The 22,894-nt window shown below is 75.0% G+C and carries 21 protein-coding genes; 15 read left to right on the forward strand and 6 right to left on the reverse strand.

Annotated features, from left to right (window positions below):
• Together ABEA04_RS06570 and proC are read left to right on the forward strand one after the other, a co-directional pair.
• Positions 1 to 948 carry a proline dehydrogenase family protein gene (locus ABEA04_RS06570; protein ID WP_425576989.1) on the forward strand — a complete coding sequence of 316 codons (948 nt, stop codon included), beginning with the start codon at positions 1 to 3 and terminating at the stop codon, positions 946 to 948.
• Positions 949 to 990: 42 nt separating this feature from the next.
• Positions 991 to 1,791 (forward strand): pyrroline-5-carboxylate reductase, encoded by an 801-nt coding sequence (gene proC / locus ABEA04_RS06575; protein WP_345455952.1) that lies wholly within the window; start codon positions 991 to 993, stop codon positions 1,789 to 1,791.
• Positions 1,792 to 1,928: 137 nt separating this feature from the next.
• Here the strand turns inward: proC and ABEA04_RS06580 are convergent, their stop codons facing one another.
• On the reverse strand, positions 1,929 to 2,909 hold the full coding sequence (locus ABEA04_RS06580; protein WP_345455955.1) for an SDR family NAD(P)-dependent oxidoreductase: 981 nt from the start codon (positions 2,907 to 2,909) through the stop codon (positions 1,929 to 1,931).
• A 43-nt stretch (positions 2,910 to 2,952) separates the two neighbouring features.
• Here ABEA04_RS06580 and ABEA04_RS06585 point away from each other — a divergent pair, with 43 nt between their 5' ends.
• The gene (locus tag ABEA04_RS06585) at positions 2,953 to 3,522 is read left to right on the forward strand and encodes a TetR/AcrR family transcriptional regulator (RefSeq protein ID WP_345455958.1); all 570 of its coding nucleotides are present in this window, start codon (positions 2,953 to 2,955) and stop codon (positions 3,520 to 3,522) included.
• Between the two features lie 16 nt (positions 3,523 to 3,538).
• On the opposite strand, the gene trpS is transcribed toward ABEA04_RS06585, so the two are convergent.
• Positions 3,539 to 4,501, reverse strand: a complete 963-nt coding sequence (gene trpS / locus ABEA04_RS06590; protein ID WP_345455960.1) for a tryptophan--tRNA ligase — start codon at positions 4,499 to 4,501, stop codon at positions 3,539 to 3,541.
• A 183-nt stretch (positions 4,502 to 4,684) separates the two neighbouring features.
• Entirely contained in the window at positions 4,685 to 6,364 is a 1,680-nt protein-coding gene (locus ABEA04_RS06595) for a DUF885 domain-containing protein (RefSeq protein ID WP_345455963.1), read from the reverse strand.
• A 57-nt stretch (positions 6,365 to 6,421) separates the two neighbouring features.
• Here ABEA04_RS06595 and ABEA04_RS06600 point away from each other — a divergent pair, with 57 nt between their 5' ends.
• The 6 genes from ABEA04_RS06600 (at position 6,422) to ABEA04_RS06625 (ending at position 12,637) form a co-directional block, all read left to right on the forward strand.
• Positions 6,422 to 7,672, forward strand: a complete 1,251-nt coding sequence (locus tag ABEA04_RS06600) for an acetoin utilization protein AcuC (protein WP_345455966.1) — start codon at positions 6,422 to 6,424, stop codon at positions 7,670 to 7,672.
• A 142-nt stretch (positions 7,673 to 7,814) separates the two neighbouring features.
• Positions 7,815 to 8,018, forward strand: a complete 204-nt coding sequence (locus ABEA04_RS06605; RefSeq protein ID WP_425576990.1) for a helix-turn-helix domain-containing protein — start codon at positions 7,815 to 7,817, stop codon at positions 8,016 to 8,018.
• Positions 8,019 to 8,091: 73 nt separating this feature from the next.
• A complete protein-coding gene (locus ABEA04_RS06610; protein ID WP_345455969.1) occupies positions 8,092 to 10,206 on the forward strand; it encodes a S9 family peptidase in 2,115 nt (704 codons plus the stop codon).
• Between the two features lie 42 nt (positions 10,207 to 10,248).
• On the forward strand, positions 10,249 to 10,350 hold the full coding sequence (locus ABEA04_RS06615) for a 30S ribosomal protein bS22 (RefSeq protein WP_008356322.1): 102 nt from the start codon (positions 10,249 to 10,251) through the stop codon (positions 10,348 to 10,350).
• 21 nt (positions 10,351 to 10,371) lie between these two features.
• Complete coding sequence (locus ABEA04_RS06620; RefSeq protein WP_345455972.1) at positions 10,372 to 11,457, forward strand: NAD-dependent epimerase/dehydratase family protein; 1,086 nt, start codon at positions 10,372 to 10,374, stop codon at positions 11,455 to 11,457.
• The gene (locus tag ABEA04_RS06625; protein WP_345455975.1) at positions 11,450 to 12,637 is read left to right on the forward strand and encodes a lysophospholipid acyltransferase family protein; all 1,188 of its coding nucleotides are present in this window, start codon (positions 11,450 to 11,452) and stop codon (positions 12,635 to 12,637) included. Before ABEA04_RS06620 ends, ABEA04_RS06625 begins: the two co-directional genes overlap by 8 nt.
• A 41-nt stretch (positions 12,638 to 12,678) precedes the next feature.
• Here the strand turns inward: ABEA04_RS06625 and ABEA04_RS06630 are convergent, their stop codons facing one another.
• The 3 genes from ABEA04_RS06630 to ABEA04_RS06640 all read right to left on the reverse strand — a co-directional run bounded on the left by ABEA04_RS06630 (position 12,679) and on the right by ABEA04_RS06640 (position 15,866).
• Positions 12,679 to 13,953 carry a DUF5667 domain-containing protein gene (locus ABEA04_RS06630; protein ID WP_345455978.1) on the reverse strand — a complete coding sequence of 425 codons (1,275 nt, stop codon included), beginning with the start codon at positions 13,951 to 13,953 and terminating at the stop codon, positions 12,679 to 12,681.
• Positions 13,954 to 14,080: 127 nt separating this feature from the next.
• On the reverse strand, positions 14,081 to 14,821 hold the full coding sequence (locus ABEA04_RS06635) for a sigma-70 family RNA polymerase sigma factor (protein WP_345455981.1): 741 nt from the start codon (positions 14,819 to 14,821) through the stop codon (positions 14,081 to 14,083).
• Positions 14,822 to 14,963: 142 nt separating this feature from the next.
• Positions 14,964 to 15,866: an HAD family hydrolase gene (locus tag ABEA04_RS06640; protein WP_345455984.1), complete on the reverse strand. Its 903-nt coding sequence runs from the start codon at positions 15,864 to 15,866 to the stop codon at positions 14,964 to 14,966.
• A gap of 83 nt (positions 15,867 to 15,949) precedes the next feature.
• Between ABEA04_RS06640 and ABEA04_RS06645 the strand changes: the two genes are divergently transcribed.
• From ABEA04_RS06645 to ABEA04_RS06670, 6 genes are all read left to right on the forward strand, one after another.
• Positions 15,950 to 17,602 carry a class I adenylate-forming enzyme family protein gene (locus ABEA04_RS06645; protein WP_345455987.1) on the forward strand — a complete coding sequence of 551 codons (1,653 nt, stop codon included), beginning with the start codon at positions 15,950 to 15,952 and terminating at the stop codon, positions 17,600 to 17,602.
• A gap of 62 nt (positions 17,603 to 17,664) precedes the next feature.
• Positions 17,665 to 17,949: a glutaredoxin family protein gene (locus tag ABEA04_RS06650; protein ID WP_345455990.1), complete on the forward strand. Its 285-nt coding sequence runs from the start codon at positions 17,665 to 17,667 to the stop codon at positions 17,947 to 17,949.
• A gap of 195 nt (positions 17,950 to 18,144) precedes the next feature.
• Positions 18,145 to 18,828 carry a redox-sensing transcriptional repressor Rex gene (locus tag ABEA04_RS06655; RefSeq protein ID WP_345455993.1) on the forward strand — a complete coding sequence of 228 codons (684 nt, stop codon included), beginning with the start codon at positions 18,145 to 18,147 and terminating at the stop codon, positions 18,826 to 18,828.
• On the forward strand, positions 18,825 to 20,135 hold the full coding sequence (locus ABEA04_RS06660) for a glutamyl-tRNA reductase (protein WP_345455996.1): 1,311 nt from the start codon (positions 18,825 to 18,827) through the stop codon (positions 20,133 to 20,135). The genes ABEA04_RS06655 and ABEA04_RS06660 overlap by 4 nt, the downstream gene beginning before the upstream one ends.
• Entirely contained in the window at positions 20,132 to 21,106 is a 975-nt protein-coding gene (gene hemC / locus ABEA04_RS06665) for a hydroxymethylbilane synthase (RefSeq protein ID WP_345455999.1), read from the forward strand. The genes ABEA04_RS06660 and hemC overlap by 4 nt, the downstream gene beginning before the upstream one ends.
• 79 nt (positions 21,107 to 21,185) lie before the next feature.
• The gene (locus ABEA04_RS06670) at positions 21,186 to 22,880 is read left to right on the forward strand and encodes a bifunctional uroporphyrinogen-III C-methyltransferase/uroporphyrinogen-III synthase (protein WP_345456002.1); all 1,695 of its coding nucleotides are present in this window, start codon (positions 21,186 to 21,188) and stop codon (positions 22,878 to 22,880) included.
• Positions 22,881 to 22,894 lie beyond the last annotated feature (14 nt).

Genomic DNA, 22,894 nt, shown 5'->3' on the forward strand with positions numbered 1-22,894 from the left:
ATGTCCCTGCTCCGCCAGCCGATCCTGCTGCTCTCGCGTAGCGAGGGCGTCAAGCGGCTCGTCAGCACGCTGCCGGTGACGTCGGGCATCGTCACCGGCTACGTGCCCGGCGAGACCACCGAGTCCGTCGTCGAGGCCGCCGTCGGACTCGTCGACGACGGACTGCACGTCACGCTCGACTTCCTCGGCGAGGACACCCTCGACGTCGAGCAGGCCGACGCCACCGTCGCCGCCTACGTCGACGTGCTGCGCCAGCTCGGACGCCGCGGGCTCGCGCGCCGCGCGGAGGTCTCGGTCAAGCTGTCGGCGGTCGGGCAGGCGCTGCCCGACAGCACCGAGGCGCAGGCCGACAAGATCGCGCTGGAGAACGCGCGCACGATCTGCCGCGCCGCCCGCAACGCCGGCACCACGGTGACCCTCGACATGGAGGACCACACCACCACCGACCGCACGCTCGCGACGCTGCGCGACCTGCGCAAGGACTTCCCCGAGACCGGCGCGGTGCTGCAGGCCTACCTGCGCCGCACCGAGGCCGACTGCCGGGCCCTCGCCCACGAGGGCTCGCGGGTGCGGCTGTGCAAGGGCGCCTACAACGAGCCCGAGGACGTCGCCTTCACCGACCGCCTCGAGGTCGACCGCTCCTACGTGCGCTGCCTCAAGGTGCTCATGGGCGGCCAGGGCTACCCGATGGTGGCCACCCACGACCCCCGCATGATCGCCATCGCCTCCTCGCTGGCGAGCCGCTTCGGCCGCGCGGCCGGCAGCTACGAGTTCCAGATGCTCTACGGCATCCGGCCCGAGGAGCAGCGCCGGCTGGCGGCGTCCGGCGAGACGGTGCGGGTCTACGTGCCCTACGGCGAGGAGTGGTACGGCTACCTGATGCGCCGCCTCGCCGAGCGTCCGCAGAACCTCACCTTCTTCCTGCGCTCGCTGGTCTCGAAGAAGTAGGACGCGCGCGACCCGGCGGCGCCGGGCGCGTAGTTTCGCCCCATGAGCACAGCGATCATCGGGGCCGGCGTCATGGGCGAGACCCTGCTCTCGGGCCTGGTCCGGGCCGGACGCCGCGTCGACGAGCTGCTCATCGGCGAGAAGCGCGCCGAGCGCGCCCGTGAGCTCGAGGAGCGCTACGGCGTCGCCGTCGTGTCGAACCGCGACGCCGCCGCGAAGGCCGAGACGCTCGCCCTCGTGGTCAAGCCGCAGGACATGGCCGAGGTGCTCGAGGAGATCGCGCCGTCGCTGCGGGCGGGCCAGCTGCTCGTCTCGCTGGCGGCCGGCATCACGACGTCCTTCATCGAGTCGCGGGTGCCCGACGGCGTCGCGGTGGTGCGGGTCATGCCCAACACGCCCGCGCTCGTCGACGAGGGCATGGCGGCCATCTCACCCGGCTCGCACTGCGACGAGAGCCACCTCGCCGAGGCCGAGTCGCTGCTCGGCTCGGTGGGCCGGGTGCTGCGCATCCCCGAGCGCCAGCAGGACGCCGTCACCGCGATCTCCGGGTCGGGCCCGGCCTACATCTTCTTCGTCGTGGAGTCGATGATCGAGGCCGGCGTGCACCTCGGCCTGCCCCGCACCACGGCCAGCGACCTCGTCATCCAGACCCTGTTCGGCTCGGCCAAGATGCTGCGCGAGACCGGCACCCACCCCACCGTGCTCCGCGAGCAGGTCACCTCGCCGGGCGGCACCACCGCCTCCGCCCTCCGCGAGCTCGAGGTGCACCGCGTGCGCGCCGCCTTCCTCGCCGCCATGGAGGCCGCCCGCGACCGCTCCCGCCAGCTCGCCGAGGGCTCCTGACCGGCCGGTCCGCCGTTCCGCCCCCGGCGCAGGAGTCACCGGTGATCCGGTGACTCCTGACCTTCTCAGCCGTTGCAACTGCTGAGAACGACAGGAACCGCCGGTGAACCGGTGACTCCTGCCGCCGCGCACCGGGCCTAGGCCCGGGCGTCGGCGACGAGGCGCTCGCTGACCTCCCACAGCCGGCGGGCGTCGTCGGGGTCGAGGGCGTGGGGGAGGACGCCGTGGATGCCGTCGAGCTGGTCGACCACGCGGGCCTCGTGGCAGTCCTCGAAGTAGCGCCCCCCGACGCCGGCGACCAGCGGTGAGGTGGCGAGGAAGACCGAGGTGGCAGCGCCCTGCTCGGGGGTCTTCATGCGGAACAGGCCGGCGGCCTCGGCCTGGCGCGCCTGCTCCTCGGCGGCGGCGCGCTGCTCGTCGCTCCAGTGGCGCTGCAGCGGCGTCCAGATGCCGCCGGGCATGAGGGCGTTGACGGTGATGCCGTCGCCGGCCCAGCGCCGCGACGCCTCGACGGCGAACAGCGCGTTGGCCGTCTTCGACTGCCCGTAGGCCAGCCCGGGGGAGTAGTCGCGCCGCTCGAACATCAGGTCGTCGAGCACGACCGGCGAGGCCGCGTGGCCGCTGGAGGAGACCGAGACGACGCGCGCGTCGCCCGCCGCCGCCAGCGCCTCGTGCAGGCCGGTCGCCAGTGCGAAGTGCCCGAGGTGGTTGGTGCCGAGCTGGGTCTCGAAGCCGTCGCGGGTGGTGCCCTGCGGGGTGTCCATCACGCCGGCGTTGTTGACCAGCACGTGCAGCGGACCCCGCCAGGCTGCCACGAAGGCCTCGACGGTCGCGAGGTCGGCGAGGTCGAGGTGGGCCACGGCGACGTCGTCGCGGCCGCTGGTGCCGGCGACGTCACGCGCCGCCTCCTCGCCGGCGGCGGTGTCGCGCACGGCCAGCGTCACCTGCGCGCCGGCGTGGGCGAGGGCCCGGGCGGTCTCGAGGCCGATGCCCGACGCGCCACCGGTGACGACGGCGCGCCGTCCGGTCAGGTCGATCCCGGCCACCACCTCCAGGGCGGTGGAGCGGTCGTCGAAGGGGGACTCGATGCGGTCGGAACGGGAGGTACTTGCATTCATGCCACGAACATACCAACTAGTTGGTTACCTTTACGATGGCAGCATGCGCGACGGACGACGGAGCCGGATGCGGCTGCTCGACGCCGCCGCCGCCGAGTTCGCCGCGCACGGCATCGCCGGGGCCCGGGTCGACCGCATCGCCGCCGCGGCCGGGGTCAACAAGGCGCAGATGTACGGCTGGTACGGCTCGAAGGACGGCCTGTTCGACGCCGTCCTCGCCGCGCAGCTCGACCGCATCGTCGACACCGTGCCACTGACCGCCGACGACCTGCCCGGCTACGCCGTCGCGCTCTACGACTCCTACCTGACCGATCCCGAGCTGGTGCGGCTGGCCAGCTGGACGCGCCTGGAGCGCAAGCCCACCGGCGAGATGCCCGGCGTGACCGCCGAGCTCACCGACCCCAAGCGCGAGGCCATCGCGCGGGCCCAGCGGGCCGGGCGCGTCGTCGACGACCTCGCCCCCGACGACGTCTACGCCGTCGTCATCGCGCTCGCCGGCACGTGGGGACCGGTCAGCGGCACCTTCGCCGCGTCGGCCGGCGACGACCCGGCCGACCACGAGCGCCGCCGCACCGCGCTCCGCGCCGTCGTCGCCCGGGCGCTCGTGCCCTGAGGCCCCGCAGAACAGGTCACAGCCCCATGGCCGACGCCGCCGCGGCCAGCACCGGCTCGGTCACGGTGCGCGCCCGCTCGGCGCCCCGCTCGAAGACCTCGGCCACGTGCGTCGGGTCGGCCGCCACCTCCGCGTACCGCCGCTGCACGGGCTCGAGCACCGCGACCACCGCGTCGGTCACGGCCGCCTTGAGCGCCCCGTACGTCGTCAGCCCGTCGGCCGACCCGCCGCACGCGGCCAGCACCTCGAGCAGGTTGGTCACCCCGGGCTTCGCCTCCCGGTCGGCGCGGACGGCGTCCGGGCCGACCTCGCCGTCGGTCACCGCCCGCGCCACCTTCCGCCGGACGACGTCGGGCGGGTCGAGCAGGTAGACGGTGCCGGGCGCCTCGGCCGACTTCGACATCTTGCGGGTCGGGTGCTGCAGGTCCATCACACGCGCGCTGCCGTCGGACGCCGTGACCGCCTCGGGCACGGTGAACACCTCGCCGTAGCGCCGGTTGAAGCGCAGTGCGAGGTCGCGGGTCAGCTCGACGTGCTGGCGCTGGTCGTCGCCCACCGGCACCTGCGTGGGCCGGTAGAGCAGGATGTCGGCCGCCATCAGCGCCGGGTAGGTGAACAACGAGACCCGGGTCGAGTCGACGCCGCGCCCCTTCTCCTTGAACTGGATCATCCGGTTCAGCTCGCCGGTCGTCACCACGCACTCCAGCAGGTAGGCCAGCTGGGCGTGGGCCGGCACCCGGCTCTGCCGGAACAGCGTGGCGCGGTCGAGCCCGAGGGCGACGAACAGCGCGGCGGTCTCGTCGGCGTGGGCGCGCAGCCGCGCCGGGTCGTGCGTGGTCGTCATCGCGTGCAGGTCGGCGATGCCGTAGAAGGCGTCGTCCTGGCGCTGCCGCATCGGCTCGAGCGCGCCGAGCAGGCTGCCGAGGGTCAGCCGGCCCGAGGGGGTCAGCAGCGAGAGGGTGCGGGTGGGTGTGCTCACGGGGTGCTCCTGGGTGTCCTGGGTGTCCTGGGTGGAGGAGCCCACAGGTGCCCGCACAGCAGAACGGCCGCCCGTGGGCGGCCGGTTCTGGGTGGTGCGTCAGAGGGTGGTCCGCCGGGTCAGGCGGGCCACCACGCGGCGGTGCTCAGGGTCGTCGCGGTCGTCGGCACGAGCGGCATGCTGTCACGGCAGCCGCGCCCGCACCACCTCGTCGAGCACGCCGAGCGGCAGCGAGCCCGAGTCGAGGACGGCGGAGTGGAACGTCTTGACGTCGAAGCCCGCGCCCTGCCGCTGCTCGGCCTCGCGACGGATGCGCTCGATCTCGACCCGGCCCACCATGTAGCCGCAGGCCTGGCCCGGGTTGGTGATGTAGCGGTCGATCTCGGGCTGCACCATCGCGCGGGTCAGCGGCGAGTTCTCGACCATGTAGGCCACCGCCTGCTCGCGGCTCCAGCCGAGCGCGTGCAGGCCGGTGTCGACCACGAGGCGGCAGGCGCGCATCGAGTCGGCGGAGTACATGCCCATGCGGTCGACGGCGGCGCTGTAGAGGCCCATCTCGTCGGCGAGGCGCTCGGTGTAGAGGCCCCAGCCCTCGGCGTAGGCGTTGTTGTGCAGGTGCTTGCGGAACTCGGGGACGCCGGTGAGCTCGGAGGCGATGGTCAGCTGCAGGTGGTGGCCGGGGATGCCCTCGTGGAAGGCCATCGCCTCGACCTCGAAGGTGCCCCACGACGCGGGGTCGGCGGTGTTGACGAAGAAGACGCCGCCGCGCGAGCCGTCGGTGGCCGGCGGGAAGTAGAACGCCTTGGCGCCGGTGAGGGTCGACTCGACGGTGCACCGTGCCTGCGGCAGCACCTCGAACCACTCCGGCATCGCCGCCCACGCCCGGTCGAGCGCCACCGTCGAGGCCTCGACGAGCGCGTCGCCGTGCTCGAAGTGCAGCTTCGGGTCGGTGCGCAGCGCGTCGAAGATCTGCTCGAGGTCGTCGGTGCCGACCACCTCGGGGCCGAGCGCGCGGTACTCCTCGGCCAGCTTCGCCACCTGCTCGAGCCCCAGCTCGTGGATCTCGCGGGCCGAGCGGTCGGTGGTGGTCGCGTAGCGCAGCATCGCCGCGTAGGAGGCGTCGCCGTCGTCGAGCCAGCCGAGGCCGCACCGCTCGTCGGGGCGCGCATGCGGCAGGACGTCGTCGCGCAGCGCGTCGCGGTAGGCCGTCATCGCGGGGCGCAGGTCGCCCTCGACGACGGCGGCGACCCGCGCGCGCCAGGCCTCGGCGTCGACGCCGTCGGGCACGGCGGGCAGGCTCGCGAGCACCGGGTCGTCGGCCACCGGGCCGGCCAGCACGGCGTCCAGCTGCTCGAGCGTGTCGGCCACGGCGAACCGGGCGGGCGCGCGGCCGGCGGCGATGCCCTCGCGCAGCCGCTCGGCCTGCTCGCGGTAGCCGCGGGCCGCGCCGCGCAGCTTGTCGGGCATGGTCTCGGCCACCTCGGCGGTGGGCTGGTGCAGCATGCCGACGACCAGCGGCACCTCGACCTGGACGCCGAAGATCGGGTCGACGCCGATCTCGGCCAGCCGGGTCTCGAGCCGGTCGGCCGAGGCGGTCGCCGTCCACGAGAGCACCGACTGCGTGATGCGCTCCTGCTCGTCGAGGGCGGAGTGGTCGACGGCGAGGGCGTCGTCGGCGAAGGTGCGCAGGGCCTCGATGCGGCGGTCCTCGGCGGCGCGGGTGGCGTCGTCCCAGAAGGCGGCGTAGCGGTAGTCGCCGAGCAGGTGGGCCTCCACCGGGTGGGACTCGAGGTGGTAGTCCCAGAACGCGCGGGCGAGGTCGGCCAGGTCGGTGGCGGCGGCGTCGCGGGGGTCAGCGGTCATGGCAGCACAGTAGGCGTCACGGCCGACGGCCCCCCGGCGACGGTTAGGGTCGCAGACGTGGACGAGCCGGCCCCGACGTGCGAGGGCCCGGCGGTCGTCGTCTTCGAGCCGAGCCTCACCGCCTACGACTTCGGGCCGGGCCACCCGATGTCGCCGCTGCGGGTCGACCTCACCATGCGGCTGGCCGCCGAGCTGGACGTCGTCAGCGCTGTGGGCTCCATGGGCGATGTGGGCTCCGTCGGCTCCCGCCTGCGCACCGTGCCGGCGCCGATCGCCACCGACGAGCAGGTGGCCACGGTGCACGAGGAGCGACTGATCGAGGCGGTGCGGCGGCAGGGACGTCGTCCGGGCAGCGACGCCGACGCCGCCGAGCGGCTCGGCCTCGGCACCGACGACAACCCCGTCTTCGCCGGCATGCACGAGGCGGCCGCCCACGTCGTCGGCGCCAGCCTCGAGGCCTTCGGCCGGGTCTGGCGCGGCGAGGCGCTGCACGCGGCCAACGTCACCGGCGGGCTGCACCACGCGATGCCCGAGCGCGCGAGCGGCTTCTGCGTCTACAACGACGTCGCGGTCGGCATCCGCTGGCTGCTCGACCAGGGGGCGCAGCGGGTCGCCTACGTCGACCTCGACGTGCACCACGGCGACGGCGTCGAGCGGGTCTTCCGCGACGACCCCCGGGTGCTGACGATCTCGCTGCACGAGTCGGGCCGCTACCTGTTCCCCGGCACCGGGGCGAGCGACGACGTCGGCGGGCCCGGCGCCGAGGGCTACGCCGTCAACGTGCCGCTGCCGCCCGGCACCGGCGACGGCGGGTGGCTGCGCGCCTTCCACGCCGTCGTCCCGCCGCTGCTGCGCGAGTTCGGTCCGGAGGTGCTGGTCACCCAGCACGGCTGCGACACCCACGCCGCCGACCCGCTCGCCGACCTCGAGCTCAGCGTCGACGGCCAGCGCGCGGCCTACCTCGCCCTGCACGACCTGGCCCACGAGGTCGCCGGCGGCCGGTGGGTGGCCACCGGCGGGGGCGGCTACGCGGTGGCGAGCGTCGTCCCCCGGGCGTGGACCCACCTGCTCGCGATCGTGGCCGGCGCCCCCCTCGACCCCGCCACCGCGACCCCCGAGTCGTGGCGCGAGCACGTGCGCCGGGTGACCGGGGCGACCTCGCCCGCGCGGCTGGGCGACCTCGACCCGTCGCGGCCTCCGACGTGGCGCCCGTGGGAGCGGTTCAACCCCGACACGGCGCTCGACCGCGCCGTCCACGCCACCCGTCTGGCGGTCTTCCCGTACCACGGTCTCGACCCGTTGCCCTGACCGACACGCCGCGACCCACGAGTCAAAGGTTTCAACGTCTTCCCCACGCGTCACACTCACCCCTATCCTCTGCTCACTGACGCGTTCGTGTCATCACCGGTGGGGAAGCCGGTGGCGAACGCCCGAGAAAGCTGGTGCCCTGGTGTCCACCCCCTCCGGAGGGCTCTCCGACCCCAAGTTCCTCACCATCGCCGAGGTCGCGGCGATGATGCGCGTCTCGAAGATGACCGTCTACCGCCTGGTGCACAACGGCGACCTCCCCGCGGTGCGGGTCGGACGCTCGTTCCGGGTGGCCGAGAAGGACGTCGACGAGTACCTCCGGCGGTCGTTCTTCGACGCCGGCTGAGCCTCCGCGAGGACGCGGCCGGTCGGGCCCGCTCGCCCTCGCCCCTGCGCCGGGGCGGTGACAGACTCGCCGGATGGCGACCGGCCCCACGACCCCGTTCCACGACCTCGACCACGTCAACGCCCTGCCCCGGGTCTCCGGGCTGGCGATGAGCCCGGACGGCGCGCGTCTGGTCACCACCGTCGCGACGCCGTCGAGCGACGGCACCGCCTTCCGCGCCGCGCTGTGGGAGGTCGACCCGACCGGTGAGCGCCCGGCGGTGCGGCTGACCCGCAGCGCCAAGGGCGAGGCCGGCGCGGCCTTCGACGGCGACGGCGACCTCTACTTCACCTCCGCGCGCCCCGACCCCGACGGCGAGGGCGACGGCGAGCCGCGGCCGGCGCTCTGGCTGCTGCCGCGCGCCGGCGGCGAGGCCCGCGTCGTGCTCAGTCGGCCGGGCGGCGTCTCGTCGGTGCACGCCGCGTCGGCCGCCCCCGCGGTCTTCGTGATGGCCGACCTGATGCCCGGGGCGAGCAGCGAGGACGACGACGCCGCCCTGCGCGAGGAGCGCAGCAAGGCCGGGATCAGCGCGATCCTGCACGACGGCTACCCGATCCGGTTCTGGGACCACGACCTCGGCCCGGGGCAGCCGCACCTGCACGCCGTCCGCCCCGTGCGGCCGCGCCGTGGCGACGCGGCGGCGCCGGGCACCGTCGACCGTGCCGCGAGCGAGCTGCGCGACCTGACCCCCGGCGTCGGACCCGCGCTGCTGCACGCCTCGCCGCAGGTCGCGCCCGACGGGTCGTTCGTGCTCGTGGGCTCCCAGCGCGAGGTCGGCGCGGCCGACTCCTGCTCCGAGCTGGTGCGGGTCGACGTCCGCACCCGCCGGCGCCGGGTGCTCGCCACCAGCCCCGACGCCGAGTACTTCCCCGGCCCGGTCAGCCCCGACGGCGCCCGCGCGGTGGTCGGGGTCGAGACCCGCTCGACGCCGCTCGAGGCGCCGCGCGTCAGCCTGGCCGTGGTCGACCTCGCCTCGGGCGACCTGGCGCCGCTCGCCCCCGACTTCGACCGCTGGCCGATCCCGCTGGCCTGGTTCCCCGACGGCCGCTCGGTGCTGGTCGTGGCCGCCGACGACGGCCGCGCGCCGCTGTTCCGCGTCGAGGTCGCCACCGGTGCGGTCACCCGGCTCACCGACGACGACGCCGCGTACTCCGCGGCCTGCGTGCACCCCGACGGCGGCACTGTCTTCGGCGTCCGCAGCAGCTACGGCTTCCCGCCCGAGGTGGTGCGCGTCGACGTCGCCTCGGGCGAGGTCGCCCGGCTCGAGGGCCCCGCCGAGCGGCCCCGGCTGCCCGGCCGGCTCGTCGAGGTCGAGACCACGGCCGCGGACGGCGTCCGCGTGCGGGCGTGGCTGGCGCTGCCGCGGGGGGCCAACCGCACCAACCCGGCACCCCTCGTGCTGTGGATCCACGGCGGGCCGCTCGGCTCGTGGAACGAGTGGTCGTGGCGGTGGCTGCCGTGGAACCTGGTCGCCGAGGGCTACGCCGTCCTGCTGCCCGACCCGCGCCTGTCGGTCGGCTACGGCCAGGACTTCGTGCAGCGCGGGTGGGGGCGCTGGGGCTCGGAGCCCTACACCGACCTGATGGCGGTCACCGACGCCGCCGAGGCCCGCCCCGACGTCGACGAGACCCGCACCGCGGCCATGGGCGGCTCGTTCGGCGGCTACATGGCCAACTGGGTCGCGGGCCACACCGACCGGTTCCGCGCCATCGTCACCCACGCCTCGCTCTGGGCGCTCGACGCGTTCGGGCCCACCACGGACGCCGCCCACTACTGGCAGCGCGAGATGACGCCGGAGATGTCGGTGGCCAACTCCCCGCACCTGCACGTGGGCGAGATCGTGACGCCGATGCTCGTCGTCCACGGCGACAAGGACTACCGCGTGCCCATCGGGGAGGGCCTGCGGCTCTGGTACGACCTGCTCGCCCGGTCGGGGCGGCCCGCGGCCGCGGACGGCAGCACCGACCACCGCTTCCTGTACTTCCCCGACGAGAACCACTGGATCCTCTCGCCGCAGCACGCGAGGGTCTGGTACGAGACCGTGCTCGGGTTCCTGTCGCGCCACGTGCTCGGCACGGAGCGCCCGCAGGCGCGCGGCCTGGGCCTCGAGCCGCCGAGCGATTCCTCGGACGCGGGGGTGCCCGGCTAGGCTGGCCGTCTCAGACGTTCAGTTGGGAAGTTGGGTTACTCCGTGGGTTCTGTCATCAAGAAGCGGCGCAAGCGCATGGCCAAGAAGAAGCACCGCAAGCTGCTCAAGAAGACGCGCGTCCAGCGCCGCAAGCTCGGCAAGTAAGCCCGGCACGGGACACGCCTGATGGCCGGCGGCCGCGACGACCGCGTCGTGCTGGTCACGGGGGTCTCCCGTGACCTCGGTCGCCGCTGCGCGCGCGCGATCGCCGAGCACCCCTCGGTGCGTCGCGTCATCGGCGTCGACGTCGTCCCGCCGCGAGGCGACGCGGGCGACGTGTCGTTCGTGCGCGCCGACATCCGCAACCCGGTCATCGCGAAGGTCATCGCGAAGGAGGACGTCGACACCGTCGTCCACATGAGCGTCATCGCCACCCCCGGCAGTGCCGGGGGGCGTGCGGCGATGAAGGAGCTCAACGTGATCGGCACGATGCAGCTGCTGGCGGCCTGCCAGAAGTCGCCGGCCGTGCGCGACCTCGTCGTGAAGTCGACCACCACGGTCTACGGCGCCAGCAACCGCGACCCGGCCATGTTCACCGAGAACATGGACCCCCGCGGCAAGCCCCGCTCGGGCTACGCCAAGGACGTCGCGGAGATCGAGGGCTACGTACGCGGGTTCGCACGCCGTCGCTCCGACTGCCGGGTGACGATGCTGCGCTGCGCCAACGTGATCGGCCCGCACGTCGCCAGCCCGCTCACCTCCTACTTCCGGCTCCCGGTGATCCCCACGGTGGCCGGGTTCGACGCGCGCCTGCAGTTCCTGCACGAGGACGACCTGCGCGCGGTGCTCACCCACGCTGCCGTCACCGACGTCCCCGGCACCTTCAACGTCGCGGGCGACGGCATCCTGATGCTCTCCCAGGCCGTGCGGCGGCTGCAGCGGCCGAGCGTGAAGCTGCCCGGCCCGGCCGTCGGCAGCCTCGGCTCGGTGCTGCGCTCGGCGCGGCTGGCCGACTTCTCGCCCGAGCAGCAGGGCTTCCTCACCTACGGCCGCGGCGTCGACACCACCCTGATGCGCTCCACGCTCGGCTTCGAGCCGCAGTACACGACCGCCGAGGCGTTCGCCGACTTCGCCCGGGGGCTGCCGCCCACCGGCGGCCGCACCGAGAAGGTGCTCGCCGGCCTCGCCGAGCGCCTGCCCAGCACCACCGAGACCGCACACCCCGCCCCGACCCTGGTGGGCGTCCCGTCGCGAGGAGGGTCCGATGGGTGACGCCGAGATCATCCCGATCGGCACCCGCGGCCGCCCCGGCCGCGGCACCGGCACGCCGCCGTCGTCCGCCGCCCGCGGCCTGGCCGGCAAGCCCCCGCCGCGTCGCAGCGCCCCGCCGCCGCCCGTCGACGACACCGAGCCGGACGTCGTGTCCGCCGTCGGGGTCCCGGTGGACGCCGGGGACGCTCGCGACACGCGGGACGCCGGAGCCGCGACGCCCGCCGACCCGACGCCGCCGAGCGCCGACCGCGCGCCGGCTCGGGTGCGCGAGCGTCATCCGCTCGGCGGCATCCCCGTCGGCGACTGGCTCGCGGCGTTCCAGCAGGGCGCCAAGGAGGTCTTCGGCGAGCAGTGGGAGCCGCGCCTGGCGCAGTTCCTGGCCTTCCTGCGCCGCCGCGTCACCGGTGACTACGCCGTCGACGAGTACGGCTTCGACCCCGAGATCACCCAGCAGCTGCTGCTCGCCACGCTGCGCCCGATCGCGCAGACGTGGTTCCGCGTCGAGGTGCGCGGCCTGGAGAACATCCCGGCCCGGGGCGGCGCGCTGGTCGTGTCGAACCACTCCGGCACCGTGCCGGTCGACGGCCTGATGACGATGGTGGCGGTGCACGACCACACCGGCCGCCACCTGCGCCCGCTCGGCGCCGACCTGGTCTTCAAGCTGCCCGTGGTCGGCAGCCTCGCCCGCCGCAGCGGCGCCACCCTCGCCTGCAGCGAGGACGCCGAGCGCATGCTGCGCGGCGGCGAGCTCGTGGGCGTGTGGCCCGAGGGGTTCAAGGGCATCGGCAAGCCCTACTCGCAGCGCTACAAGCTGCAGCGCTTCGGCCGCGGCGGCTTCGTGTCCTCCGCGCTGCGCACCGGCGTCCCCATCGTGCCGCTGGCCGTCGTCGGCGCCGAGGAGATCTACCCGCTCGTCGGCAACGTGCCCGCCCTGGCCCGGCTGCTCGGCGTCCCCTACATCCCGATCACGCCGCTGTTCCCGTGGCTCGGCCCGCTCGGCATGGTGCCGCTGCCCTCGAAGTGGCTCATGCAGTTCGGCGAGCCGGTGCGCACCGACGCTTACGAGCCGGGTGCCGCCGACGACCCGATGCTGGTCTTCGACGTCACCGACCAGGTGCGCGAGACCATCCAGCAGACGCTCTACTCGCTGCTGATGCAGCGCTCCTCCGTCTTCGGCTGAGCCGCCCGTCGGCGGGCGACCCGCGAGGGACGCCGACGTGCCTAGCCCTGGCCGCCCAGGCCGCCGAGCCCATCCACGACGCCGTCGACGACGTCGCCGGTGCCCTCGAGCAGGTCGCCGACGGGGTCGTCGGAGCCGCCGCGGCCACCGCCGCCGCTGTTGGAGCGGGTGCCGCCGGTGGCGCCGGTGACGAGGTCGCCGATGGGATCGTCGACCGGGAGGTCGGTGTCGACGTCGGGCGTCTGCGACGGCTGCGCGGGCTGGTCGGGACGGTCGGTGCCGGTGGGCAGCGTCGGCTGCGGTGCCGGGGGCTGGCTGGTGCCCGGCGGGGCGGGCGTGCCGCTGGGCTGCTGCGAGGGCTGCGGCTGGGCGGTCGGGCCGCCGGAGCCGCGCGGCTCGTCGGGCCGGCCGCTCGGGCGCGGGTCGGCGGGCGGCAGCACCGGCGTCACGAGGTCGCCGAGGGCGGCGTCGAGGACGCCGGGCAGCCGGTCGACGGCGTCGTCGACGCCGGCGGTGAGGCCGGCGGTGAGGTCGATGCAGGCGGGGCACGCGGTGACGAGCTGCTGCTGGATCTGCTCGACCACCTGGTTGGCCGCGACCAGCGAGCCGCGGGCCTCCTCGGGCACCAGTGGCTCGAGGGCGTCGAGGGCCGCGGTGCTCTGGTCGGTGAAGTCGCGCAGCTCGTCGATGGCGCCGGTGCGGCCGGTGGCGGCGTAGTCGTCGAGCAGCAGGTCGGAGGCCTCGGTGGCCTGCTCGGCGAAGTCGTCGAGGGTCTCGGCGATGACGGCCGGGTCGGCGTCGTCGGTGGACCGGCTCAGCTCGCCGACCTCGTCGAGGCGGCCGGTGGCGTTGTCGAGGAGGGTCGAGCCCTTGTCCTCGGGGTCGTTCTGGATGCCGGTCTGGATGTTCTCCAGCGCGCGCTTGAGCGGGTAGAGGGTGTCGCCGGGCAGGGCGGTCTGGGCGGCGACGGCCATCGAGCCCGTGGCGCTGACGACGGCCACGCCGCCCACCAGCGCCGCGATCCGCCGCTCGCGTCGCGCCCGGCGCCGCTCGTCGTCGGTGCGGCCGCGACCCGCCGGGGCGGTGGCGGCGGCCGTCCGCGCCGGGGCGAGCTGCTCCTCGGCGGCGACCATGAGCCGCTCGCGCAGGTCGGCCACGAACGCCGGGCGCGGCTCGGGCGCGGGCTCGCTGCGCAGCGCCCCGACGAGCTCGAGCAGGTCGGCGTACCGCGTCGGGTCGGCCGCCGCGGTCGAGGGGTCCTCGACCAGGGCGGCGAACTCGTCGGCGCGGCGCCGCGCCGAGAACACGGGGCTCATCGGTTCCGTCCTGGGTGGTCTGGGGTGGCCCGCGCGCGGGTCCCGAGGTGCTTCTGCCCGCCCAACGACGGAAGGGGGCGGGGGGTTATGGCCGGGTTCGAGGGAGACCGGCGCCGGTCCAGACCGGTCACCGGATGCCCTCCGGCATCAGCGTGGCCAGCTTGCGGACGCCGCGCAGCTGCAGCTGCTTGACGGCGCCGTCGGTGCGGCCCAGGGCGGCGGCGGTCTCGGCGATGCTCATGCCCTGCAGGAAGCGCATCACCAGGCAGTCGCGCTGCTCGTCGGGCAGCTGCTGGAGCGCCTCCATCAGCACCTCGTTGGTCAACGAGGCGAGGACGGCGTCCTCGGGGCCGTCGGTGGCGTCGTCGTGCGCCGTCATGTCCTCGGTGGTCATCTCGAGGCGCGTGCGGCCGGCCTTGAAGTGGTCGGTGGCCAGGTTGCGCGCGATGGTCATCAGCCAGGCGCCGAAGTCCTTGCCCTGCCAGCGGAACGAGGTCACGTTGCGCAGGGCGCGGAAGAACGTCTCGGAGGTGAGGTCCTCGGCCAGGGGCGCCGAGCGCACCCGGTAGAACAGGAAGCGGTAGACCGAGGGCTGGTAGTGGTCGTAGAGCAGCCCGAACGCCTCGACGTCGCCGCCGCGCGCCAGCTCGACCAGCGCGATCAGCCGGCTGCGCTCGGCCTCGGACTCCTCCGAGGACGCCGCCAGGTCGCGGTCGTCGCCCGTCGGCCCGGTGCCGCGGGCGCCACCCGTGCCGGTGTCGTCGGCGAGTGCCTCCGACAGCAGCCAGCCGGACGCCGGGCCGGACGTCGGGCCCGCCGCTCCGCCGGCGGGTTGGGGGAGCGGCTCGGCGAGGGCGAGCGCGACCAAGCGGCGCAGGGTCTCCCACCCGCGCCCGCGGTCAGGCCTCTGCTGAGGCATCCCGGCGCCCTCCCGACGTTGCTCAGAACCACGTGATCCTAGAACAGGTTCTGGGTGCGCGACAGGCCCCGAGAGGAGGGTCGGACCGGCGCTAGAGCATGCCGCCGCGCTTGCCGCGCAGGGCGACGCCGGCGGCCACCGCACCCGTGGCGGCCCCGGCGCCGGCGGCCACGAGCAGGCCGGCGCGCGCCGCCTTGCGGCCGGTGCGGTAGTCGCGCACCCGCCAGCCGTGCTCGCGGGCGTGGGCCCGCAGCCGCGCGTCGGGGTTGACCGCCACCGGGTCGCCGACCAGGCCGAGCATCGGCAGGTCGTTGACCGAGTCGGAGTAGGCCGAGCAGCGGGCGAGGTCGAGGCCCTCGCGGGCGGCGAGGGCGAGCACGGCCTCGGCCTTCGCCGGCCCGTGCAGCAGGTCGCCCACCAGCCGGCCGGTGTAGAGGCCGTCTTCGGTCTCGGAGACCGTGCCCAGCGCACCGGTCAGGCCGAGCCGGCGCGCGATGATGCGGGCGATCTCGACCGGCGCGGCGGTCACCAGCCACACCCGCTGGCCCTGATCGAGGTGCAGCTGGGCCAGCGCCCGCGTGCCCGGCCAGATGCGGTGGGCCATCTGCTCGTCGAAGATCTCGTCGCTGAGCGACTCCAGCTCGGCGACCGGGAAGCCGGCGATGAACGACAGCGCCGAGTTGCGGGTCTCGGCGATGTGGTCGGGGTCCTCGACGCCGACGACGCGGAAGTAGGCCTGCTTCCAGACCGCCCCCACGATGTCGCGGGTCGTGAACAGCTTGCGGCGGTGCATCCCGCGCGCGAGGTGGAAGATGCTCGCGCCCTGCATGATCGTGTTGTCGACGTCGAAGAACGCCGCTGCGGTCGGGTCGACCGGGTGGTCGAGCGCCGTCTCGACCTCGGCGGCCGCGGCGGCGGCCTCGCCGGCCAGCAGCGAGCGCTGCTGCAGGTCGAGCGGGCGCCGGGACCGGTCGGCAGGGTCGGGGCGCGCCATGGCGGTCACTCTACGGATCCGGTCGGACCCCGCGACCCGACGACTCGGACGCCGTGACCCGCGGCGGCTCGTAGACTCCCGCCATGCCCGGCGCCCTCCCCACGGACACCGAGGCCCGCGTGCTGCCCGGGCCCGCCGAGCTGCTGGCCGACGCCGCGCGGGCCACGCCCGACCGGCTGGCCCTCGTCGAGTCCGGCGGCCGGTCGCTGACCTGGGCCGCGCTGGACGACGAGGTGGGCCGCGTCGCCACCGGCCTCAGCGCCGCCGGCATCGTGGCCGGCTACCGGGTCGCGGTGATGACCGCCAACCGCATCGAGTTCGTCACCGCCTACCTGGGCACGCTGCGCGCCCAGGCCGTGGCCGTGCCGCTCAACCCCGGCGGCTCGGCCCGCGAGACCGCCCGCGTCTTCGCCGACTGCGGCGTGCGGCTGGTCGTGGCCGACCCCGACTCGATCGTCACCGTGCGCGAGGCCGTGGCGATGCTCGGCCTGCCGCTCGACGAGTCGCCGCTGCGCGACGACGTCCGCGCCGAGACGCTCGCCCGCGCCACCGCCCCGCGCGTCGTGGCCGTCGGCACCACCCTGCTGCCGGGGGAGCGCTCCTACGACCACCTGCGGGCCGGGGCCTCGCGCGTCACACTGCCCCTGCACGACTCCGAGCGGCTCGCCGCGCTGCTCTACACCAGCGGCACCTCGGGCCTGCCCCGCGGCGCGATGCTCAGCCACCGGGCCCTCGCCGCGAACATCGAGCAGGCCGCCGCCGTCGACCCGCCGATCATGCACGGCGACGACGTCGTGCTCGGCGTGCTGCCGCTGTTCCACGTCTACGGCCTCAACGCGGTGCTCGGCGGGGTGCTGCGCCGGCGCGCCAAGCTGGTGCTCACCGAGCGGTTCGACCCGCAGGAGACGCTCGACCTCATCGACGACGAGGCGATCAGCGTGGTGCCGGTGGCGCCCGCCGTCTTCGCGCACTGGCGCGACCTCGACCTCGCCGACCGCCTCGGGCCGGTGCGGCTGGTGCTCTCGGGCTCCGCGCCCATCGCCGCCGAGGTGATCGAGCAGTTCGTCGAGCGCACCGGCATCCCGGTGCACCAGGGCTACGGGCTCACCGAGGCCGCCCCCGTGGTCACCACCACGCTCCGCTCGGACGGCGCCCCGGCCGGCTCCGTCGGCGCGCCGCTGCCCGGCGTCGAGGTGCGCGTGGTGGGCGAGTCGGGCGCGCCGCTCGCCGACGGCGACGACCCCGGCGAGCTCGAGGTGCGCGGCGAGAACCTCTTCAGCGGCTACTGGCCCGACGGCGCCGACGGCCCGGGGCCCGACGGGTGGTGGCGCACCGGCGACGTCGGCTACGTCGACCCCCGCGGCGACGTCTACCTCGTCGACCGGGTGCGCGACCTCGTCATCGTCTCGGGCTTCAACGTCTACCCCGCCGAGGTCGAGCGGGTCGTGGCCGCCGTGCCCGGCGTGGCCGCCGCCGGCGTCGTCGGCGTGCCCGACGACCTCACCGGCGAGGCCGTCGTGGCCTACGTCGTCCCCGACCCCGCCGTCGTCCCGCCGGCCGACCCGGCGACGCTGGCCGACGACGTCCGAGCGGCGTGCGAGCAGCAGCTGGCCCGGTTCAAGGTGCCCAGCCGCCTCGAGGTCGTCCCCGAGCTGCCGCACAGCGTCACGGGCAAGGTGCAGCGCGGCCGGCTGCGCGGTCTCGAGCGCCGCCGCGCGCTGGGGCTGCTGGAGTGAGCCGCCGGGAGCGGGGCACCAGCCCCTGGCGCTGGCGGGCGAAGGTGGAGCCCGCTCCGCGGGTGGGCGACGAGCCCGCGACGAGCGGGTCGGCACCGCTCGGCGGCGGCGCCCGCGTCACCCTCTACTCCCGGCCCGGCTGCCACCTGTGCGAGCAGGCCGAGGACGTCGTCCGCCGGGTCTGCGCCGACCTCGGCGAGGGCTACGAGGTCGTGATGGTCGACGACGACCCCGAGCTGCAGCGCCGCTTCACCGACGAGGTGCCGGTCACCTTCGTCGACGGCCGCCAGCACGACTTCTGGCGCGTCGACGAGACCCGGCTGCGCGCCGCCCTCGCCCGCGGCTGAGTCGCCTGCGAGCCCCTGTCGGGCCGGTCGTCGTGACCCGACTCACGTGTGCTAGTCCGCGATTTCGTTCCCCCGTTCACAAACTCCTACAGTGACGGAGTCGTGACCCGCTGAGGCGCCGGACGGCGACTCGTGGGGCGGCTGGAGAGAAGATCAGTGAGCGCACGGACACCAGGTCGAGCCGACTCCCGCGGCGTGGCGGGGCGGACGGCGGGCGAAGGCGTCCGGGAGATCCCGGAGGCCACGGTCGCCCGGCTGCCCGTCTACCTGCGAGCCCTGACGGGCCTGGCCGACGACGGCATCACCACCTGCTCGAGCGAAGAGCTCGCGCTGGTGGCGGGGGTCAACTCGGCCAAGCTGCGCAAGGACCTCTCCTACCTCGGCAGCTACGGCACGCGCGGCGTCGGCTACGACGTCGACTACCTGCGCTACCAGATCGCCCGCGAGATCGGCGTCACCCAGGATCTCCCCGTCGTCATCGTCGGCATCGGCAACCTGGGCCACGCCCTCGCCAACTACTCCGGCTTCCGCAGCCGCGGCTTCCGCGTCGTGGCCCTGCTGGACGCCGACCCCACGCGTCACGGCGAGGTCGTCGCCGGCGTCGAGGTGCGGGCCTTCGACGACCTCGAGGCGATCGTGCGCGAGCACGACGTCGCGATCGGCGTCATCGCCACCCCGGCCTCCGCCGCCCAGGACGTCGCCGACCGCATGGTCGCCTGCGGCATCAGCAGCGTGCTCAACTTCGCGCCGGCGGTGATCGCGGTGCCCGAGGGCGTCGACGTCCGCAAGGTCGACCTGTCGATCGAGCTGCAGATCCTCGCCTACCACGAGCAGCGCAAGTCCCACGGCGCCGGCGAGCGCATGGAGGCGGCCCAGTGAGCGTCCTCGTGGTGGGCATCTCCCACAACTCCGCCCCGGTCTCGGTGCTCGAGCGGGTCGCGCTCGACGCCGACGCCGTGCAGAAGACCGTCGCCGACGCCGCCGGCTGCGCCCACGTCAGCGAGGCCACCGTCGTGGCCACCTGCAACCGGGTCGAGCTGTACGCCGACGTCGACCGCTTCCACGGCAGCGTCGAGGCGCTCTCGCGCCTGCTGGTCGAGCGGGCCGGCGAGTCGGCCGAGGCGCTGCTGCCGCACCTGTACGTGCACTACGACGACGGTGCGGTCGCCCACCTGTTCAAGGTCGTCGCCGGGCTCGACTCGATGGCGGTCGGCGAGGCGCAGATCCTCGGCCAGGCCCGCGCCGCGCTGCGCCTGGGGCAGGAGCTCGGCACCGTCGGGCCGTCGCTGAACACCCTGTTCCAGCAGGCCCTGCGCGTCGGCAAGCGCGCCCACGCCGAGACCGGCATCGACCGCGTCGCGCCGTCGCTGGTCACCGCCGCGCTCGAGCACAGCGAGACCGGCGGCACCACCGCCACCTCCGCCGTCGAGGGCGCCTACGTCGTCGTGGTCGGCGCCGGGGCCATGGCCGCGCTGGCCACCGCCACCGTGCGCCGCCTCGGTGCCGCGCACGTCAGCGTCGTCAACCGCAGCCACGAGCGCGCCGCCCGCCTGGCCGCCGAGCACGACGCCCGCGCCGTCGCGCTGGCCGACCTGCCCGCCGAGCTCGGCCGCGCCGACGTCGTCGTCGCCTGCGCCGGCGCCACCGGCCTGCTGGTCACCCGCGACATGCTCGCCACCGCCCGCGAGGGTGTCGACCGGCCGCTGGCCATCGTCGACGTCGCGCTGCCGCACGACGTCGAGCCCAGCGTCGCCGAGCTGCCCGGCGTCACGCTCGTCGACCTCGAGGAGCTCTCCGACAGCCTGGCCACCAGCGAGATCGGCCGCGAGGTCGCCGAGGTGCGCCGCATCGTCTCCGAGGAGGTCTCGGCGTTCCTCGCCGCGCGCCGGCAGGCCAGCGTCACCCCCACCGTGGTCGCGCTGCGCTCGATGGCCACCGCCGTGGTCGACGCCGAGATGGTGCGGCTCGAGGCGCGGCTGCCGGGCCTCGACGACGGCGAGCGCGACGAGATCCGCCGCGCCGTGCGCCGCGTGGCCGACAAGCTGCTCCACGAGCCCACCGTGCGGGTCAAGGAGCTCGCCGGCGGCGAGGGCGCCGTCAGCTACGAGCGCGCCCTGGCCGAGCTGTTCGCCCTCGACCCCGAGGCGGTCACCGCCGTCACCCGACCCGCGGAGGGCCTGCAGTGAGCGCCGGTCCGGTGCGTGTCGGCACCCGCCGCAGCCTGCTCGCCACCACCCAGGCCTCGCACGTCGCGGCGCTGGTGCGCGAGCACCTCGGTCGCGACACCGAGCTGGTCGAGATCACCACCGACGGCGACCGCAGCCAGGCCGACGGCACCTCCTTCACCGAGCTGGTCGGGCCGGGCGCCGGCGCCACCGGCATCTTCGTCGGCGCCCTGCGCGAGGCGCTGCGCGAGGGACGGGTCGACGTCGCCGTCCACTCGCTCAAGGACCTGCCCACCGAACCCGCCGAGGGCCTGGTGGTGGCCGCGGTGCCGCCGCGCGAGGACCCCCGCGACGTCGTCGTCGCCCGCGACGGGCTCACGCTCGGCGAGCTGCCGGCCGGTAGCCGCGTCGGCACCGGCTCGCCGCGCCGCGCCGCCCAGCTGCACGCCCTCGGCCTCGGCCTCGAGGTCGTCGGGCTGCGGGGCAACATCGACACCCGCATCGGCACGGTGCACTCCGGCGAGCTGGACGCCGTCGTCCTGGCCCGCGCCGGCCTCGCCCGCATCGACCGCATGGCCGAGGTCACCGAGGTGCTCGACCCGCTGCAGATGCTGCCCGCCCCCGGGCAGGGGGCGCTGGCCGTCGAGTGCCGGGCCGACGACCCGCTGGCCACCGAGCTCGCCGGCCTGGACGACGCCGCCTCCCGCGCCGCCGTCGAGGCCGAGCGCGCCGTGCTCGCCACCCTCGAGGGCGGCTGCTCGGCCCCCGTCGGCGCCCTGGCCGAGGTGGTCGAGGGCGACGACCCCGACCGCCCCGAGCTGTGGGTGCGCGCCGTGGCCCTCTCGACCGACGGCGGGCTCTCGGTGCGCCGCTCCGCCTCCGGCGACGTCGCCGACGCGACCGGCGTCGGCGTCCGCCTGGCCACCGAGATGCTCGAGGACGGCGCCGCCCACCTCGACGACCCGGCCCCCGGCGACGCCCCGCCGCCCTAGACCCAGCACACCGCACGACCAGCACCACCGTTCCACCCGCACGACCGCCCTGCACGACCGAGCAAGAGGTGCCCTACGCATGACGCGAGCCAAGTCCCCCTCCACCGCCGAGCTGATCGCCCGTTCCTGGGTCTCGTTCGTCGGCAGCGGCCCGGGTGACCCCGACCTGCTGACCGTGCGCGCGGTCGACCTGCTGCGCCGCGCCGACGTCGTGGTCACCGAGGTGCCCGAGCACGAGACGCTCGTCCGCACGCTGCTCGGCCTCGCCGCTCCGGCCGCCGAGGCGGCCGAGGGCGACGACGACGCCGAGCCCCAGCGGCCCGAGCTGGTCGACGGCGGGTTCGGCGAGGACGGCCAGCCGCTGACCCACGCCGCCCGCGCGAAGGTCGTCGTCAAGCAGGCCAAGCGCGGCCTGCGGGTCGTGCGGCTGCTGGCCGGCGACCCGTTCCTCTACGCCTCGGGCCCCGAGGAGGCGCAGGCCTGCGCCAAGGCCGGCATCGGCTTCGAGATCGTCCCCGGCGTCTCGTCGGTCGCCGCCGTGCCCGCCTACGCCGGCATCCCGCTCACCGACAAGGCCCACCGCGAGGTCGCCGTCGTCACCTGCGGCGAGACGGCCAAGGTCGACTGGGCCCGCTACGCCGACGACCGCACCCTCGTCGTCCTCTCCGGCCTCGAGCAGGTCGGCGCGATGGCCTCGGCGCTGACCGCCGCCGGGCGCGACCAGCAGACCCCCGTCGCGGTCACCCGCGTCGGCACCACCACCGAGCAGCAGACCCTCTGCTCGACCCTCGAGCACGTCGCCGCCGACGTCAGCGCCTCCCGGCTGACCGCGCCGGCCGTGATCGTGGTCGGCGAGGTCGTGAACCTGCGCGAGACCCTGTCGTGGTTCGAGACCAAGCCGCTGTTCGGCTGGCGGGTGCTGGTGCCGCGCACCAAGGACCAGGCCGCCTCGCTCTCCACCGGCCTGCGCGGCCACGGCGCGGTGCCCGAGGAGGTGCCGACCATCTCGGTCGAGCCGCCCCGCAACCCGCTGCAGATGGACAAGGCCGTGCGCGGTCTGGTCGAGGGTCGCTACGAGTGGATCGCCTTCACCTCGGTCAACGCGGTGCGCGCGGTGCGCGAGAAGTTCGAGGAGTACGGGCTCGACGCCCGCGCCTTCTCGGGCCTGAAGATCGCCGCCGTCGGCGACAAGACCGCCGCCGCCATCGCCGCGTGGGGCCTGCGGGCCGACCTCGTGCCGTCCGCCGACGACCCCCACGGGCAGTCGGCCGCTGGCCTGCTCGCTGTCTGGCCGGAGTACGACGAGGTGCTCGACCCCATCAACCGGGTCTTCCTGCCCCGCGCCGACATCGCCACCGAGACCCTGGTCGCCGGCCTGATCGAGCTGGGCTGGGAGTGCGACGACGTCACCGCCTACCGCACCGTGCGCGCCGCCCCGCCGCCGGCGCCGGTGCGTGACGCCATCAAGTCGGGCCGGTTCGACGCGGTGGTCTTCACCTCCTCCTCCACGGTGCGCAACCTGGTCGGCATCGCCGGCAAGCCGCACCCGTCCACGGTGATCGCGGTCATCGGCCCGGCGACGGCCAAGACGGCCGAGGAGCACGGCCTGCGCGTCGACGTCCTCGCCCCGCGCCCCGACGTCGACGAGCTGGTCTCGGCCCTCGCCGGCTTCGGCGCCACCCGCCGCGCCGAGCTGGTCGCGGCCGGCGAGCCGGTCACCAAGCCGTCCGACCGCAAGGCCACCACCCGCCGGTCCAGCCGCGCGAAGGCCTGAGGTCGGGTCCGGGA

The sequence above is a fragment of the Nocardioides marinquilinus genome, from assembly GCF_039543705.1.
GTDB lineage: Bacteria > Actinomycetota > Actinomycetes > Propionibacteriales > Nocardioidaceae > Nocardioides > Nocardioides marinquilinus.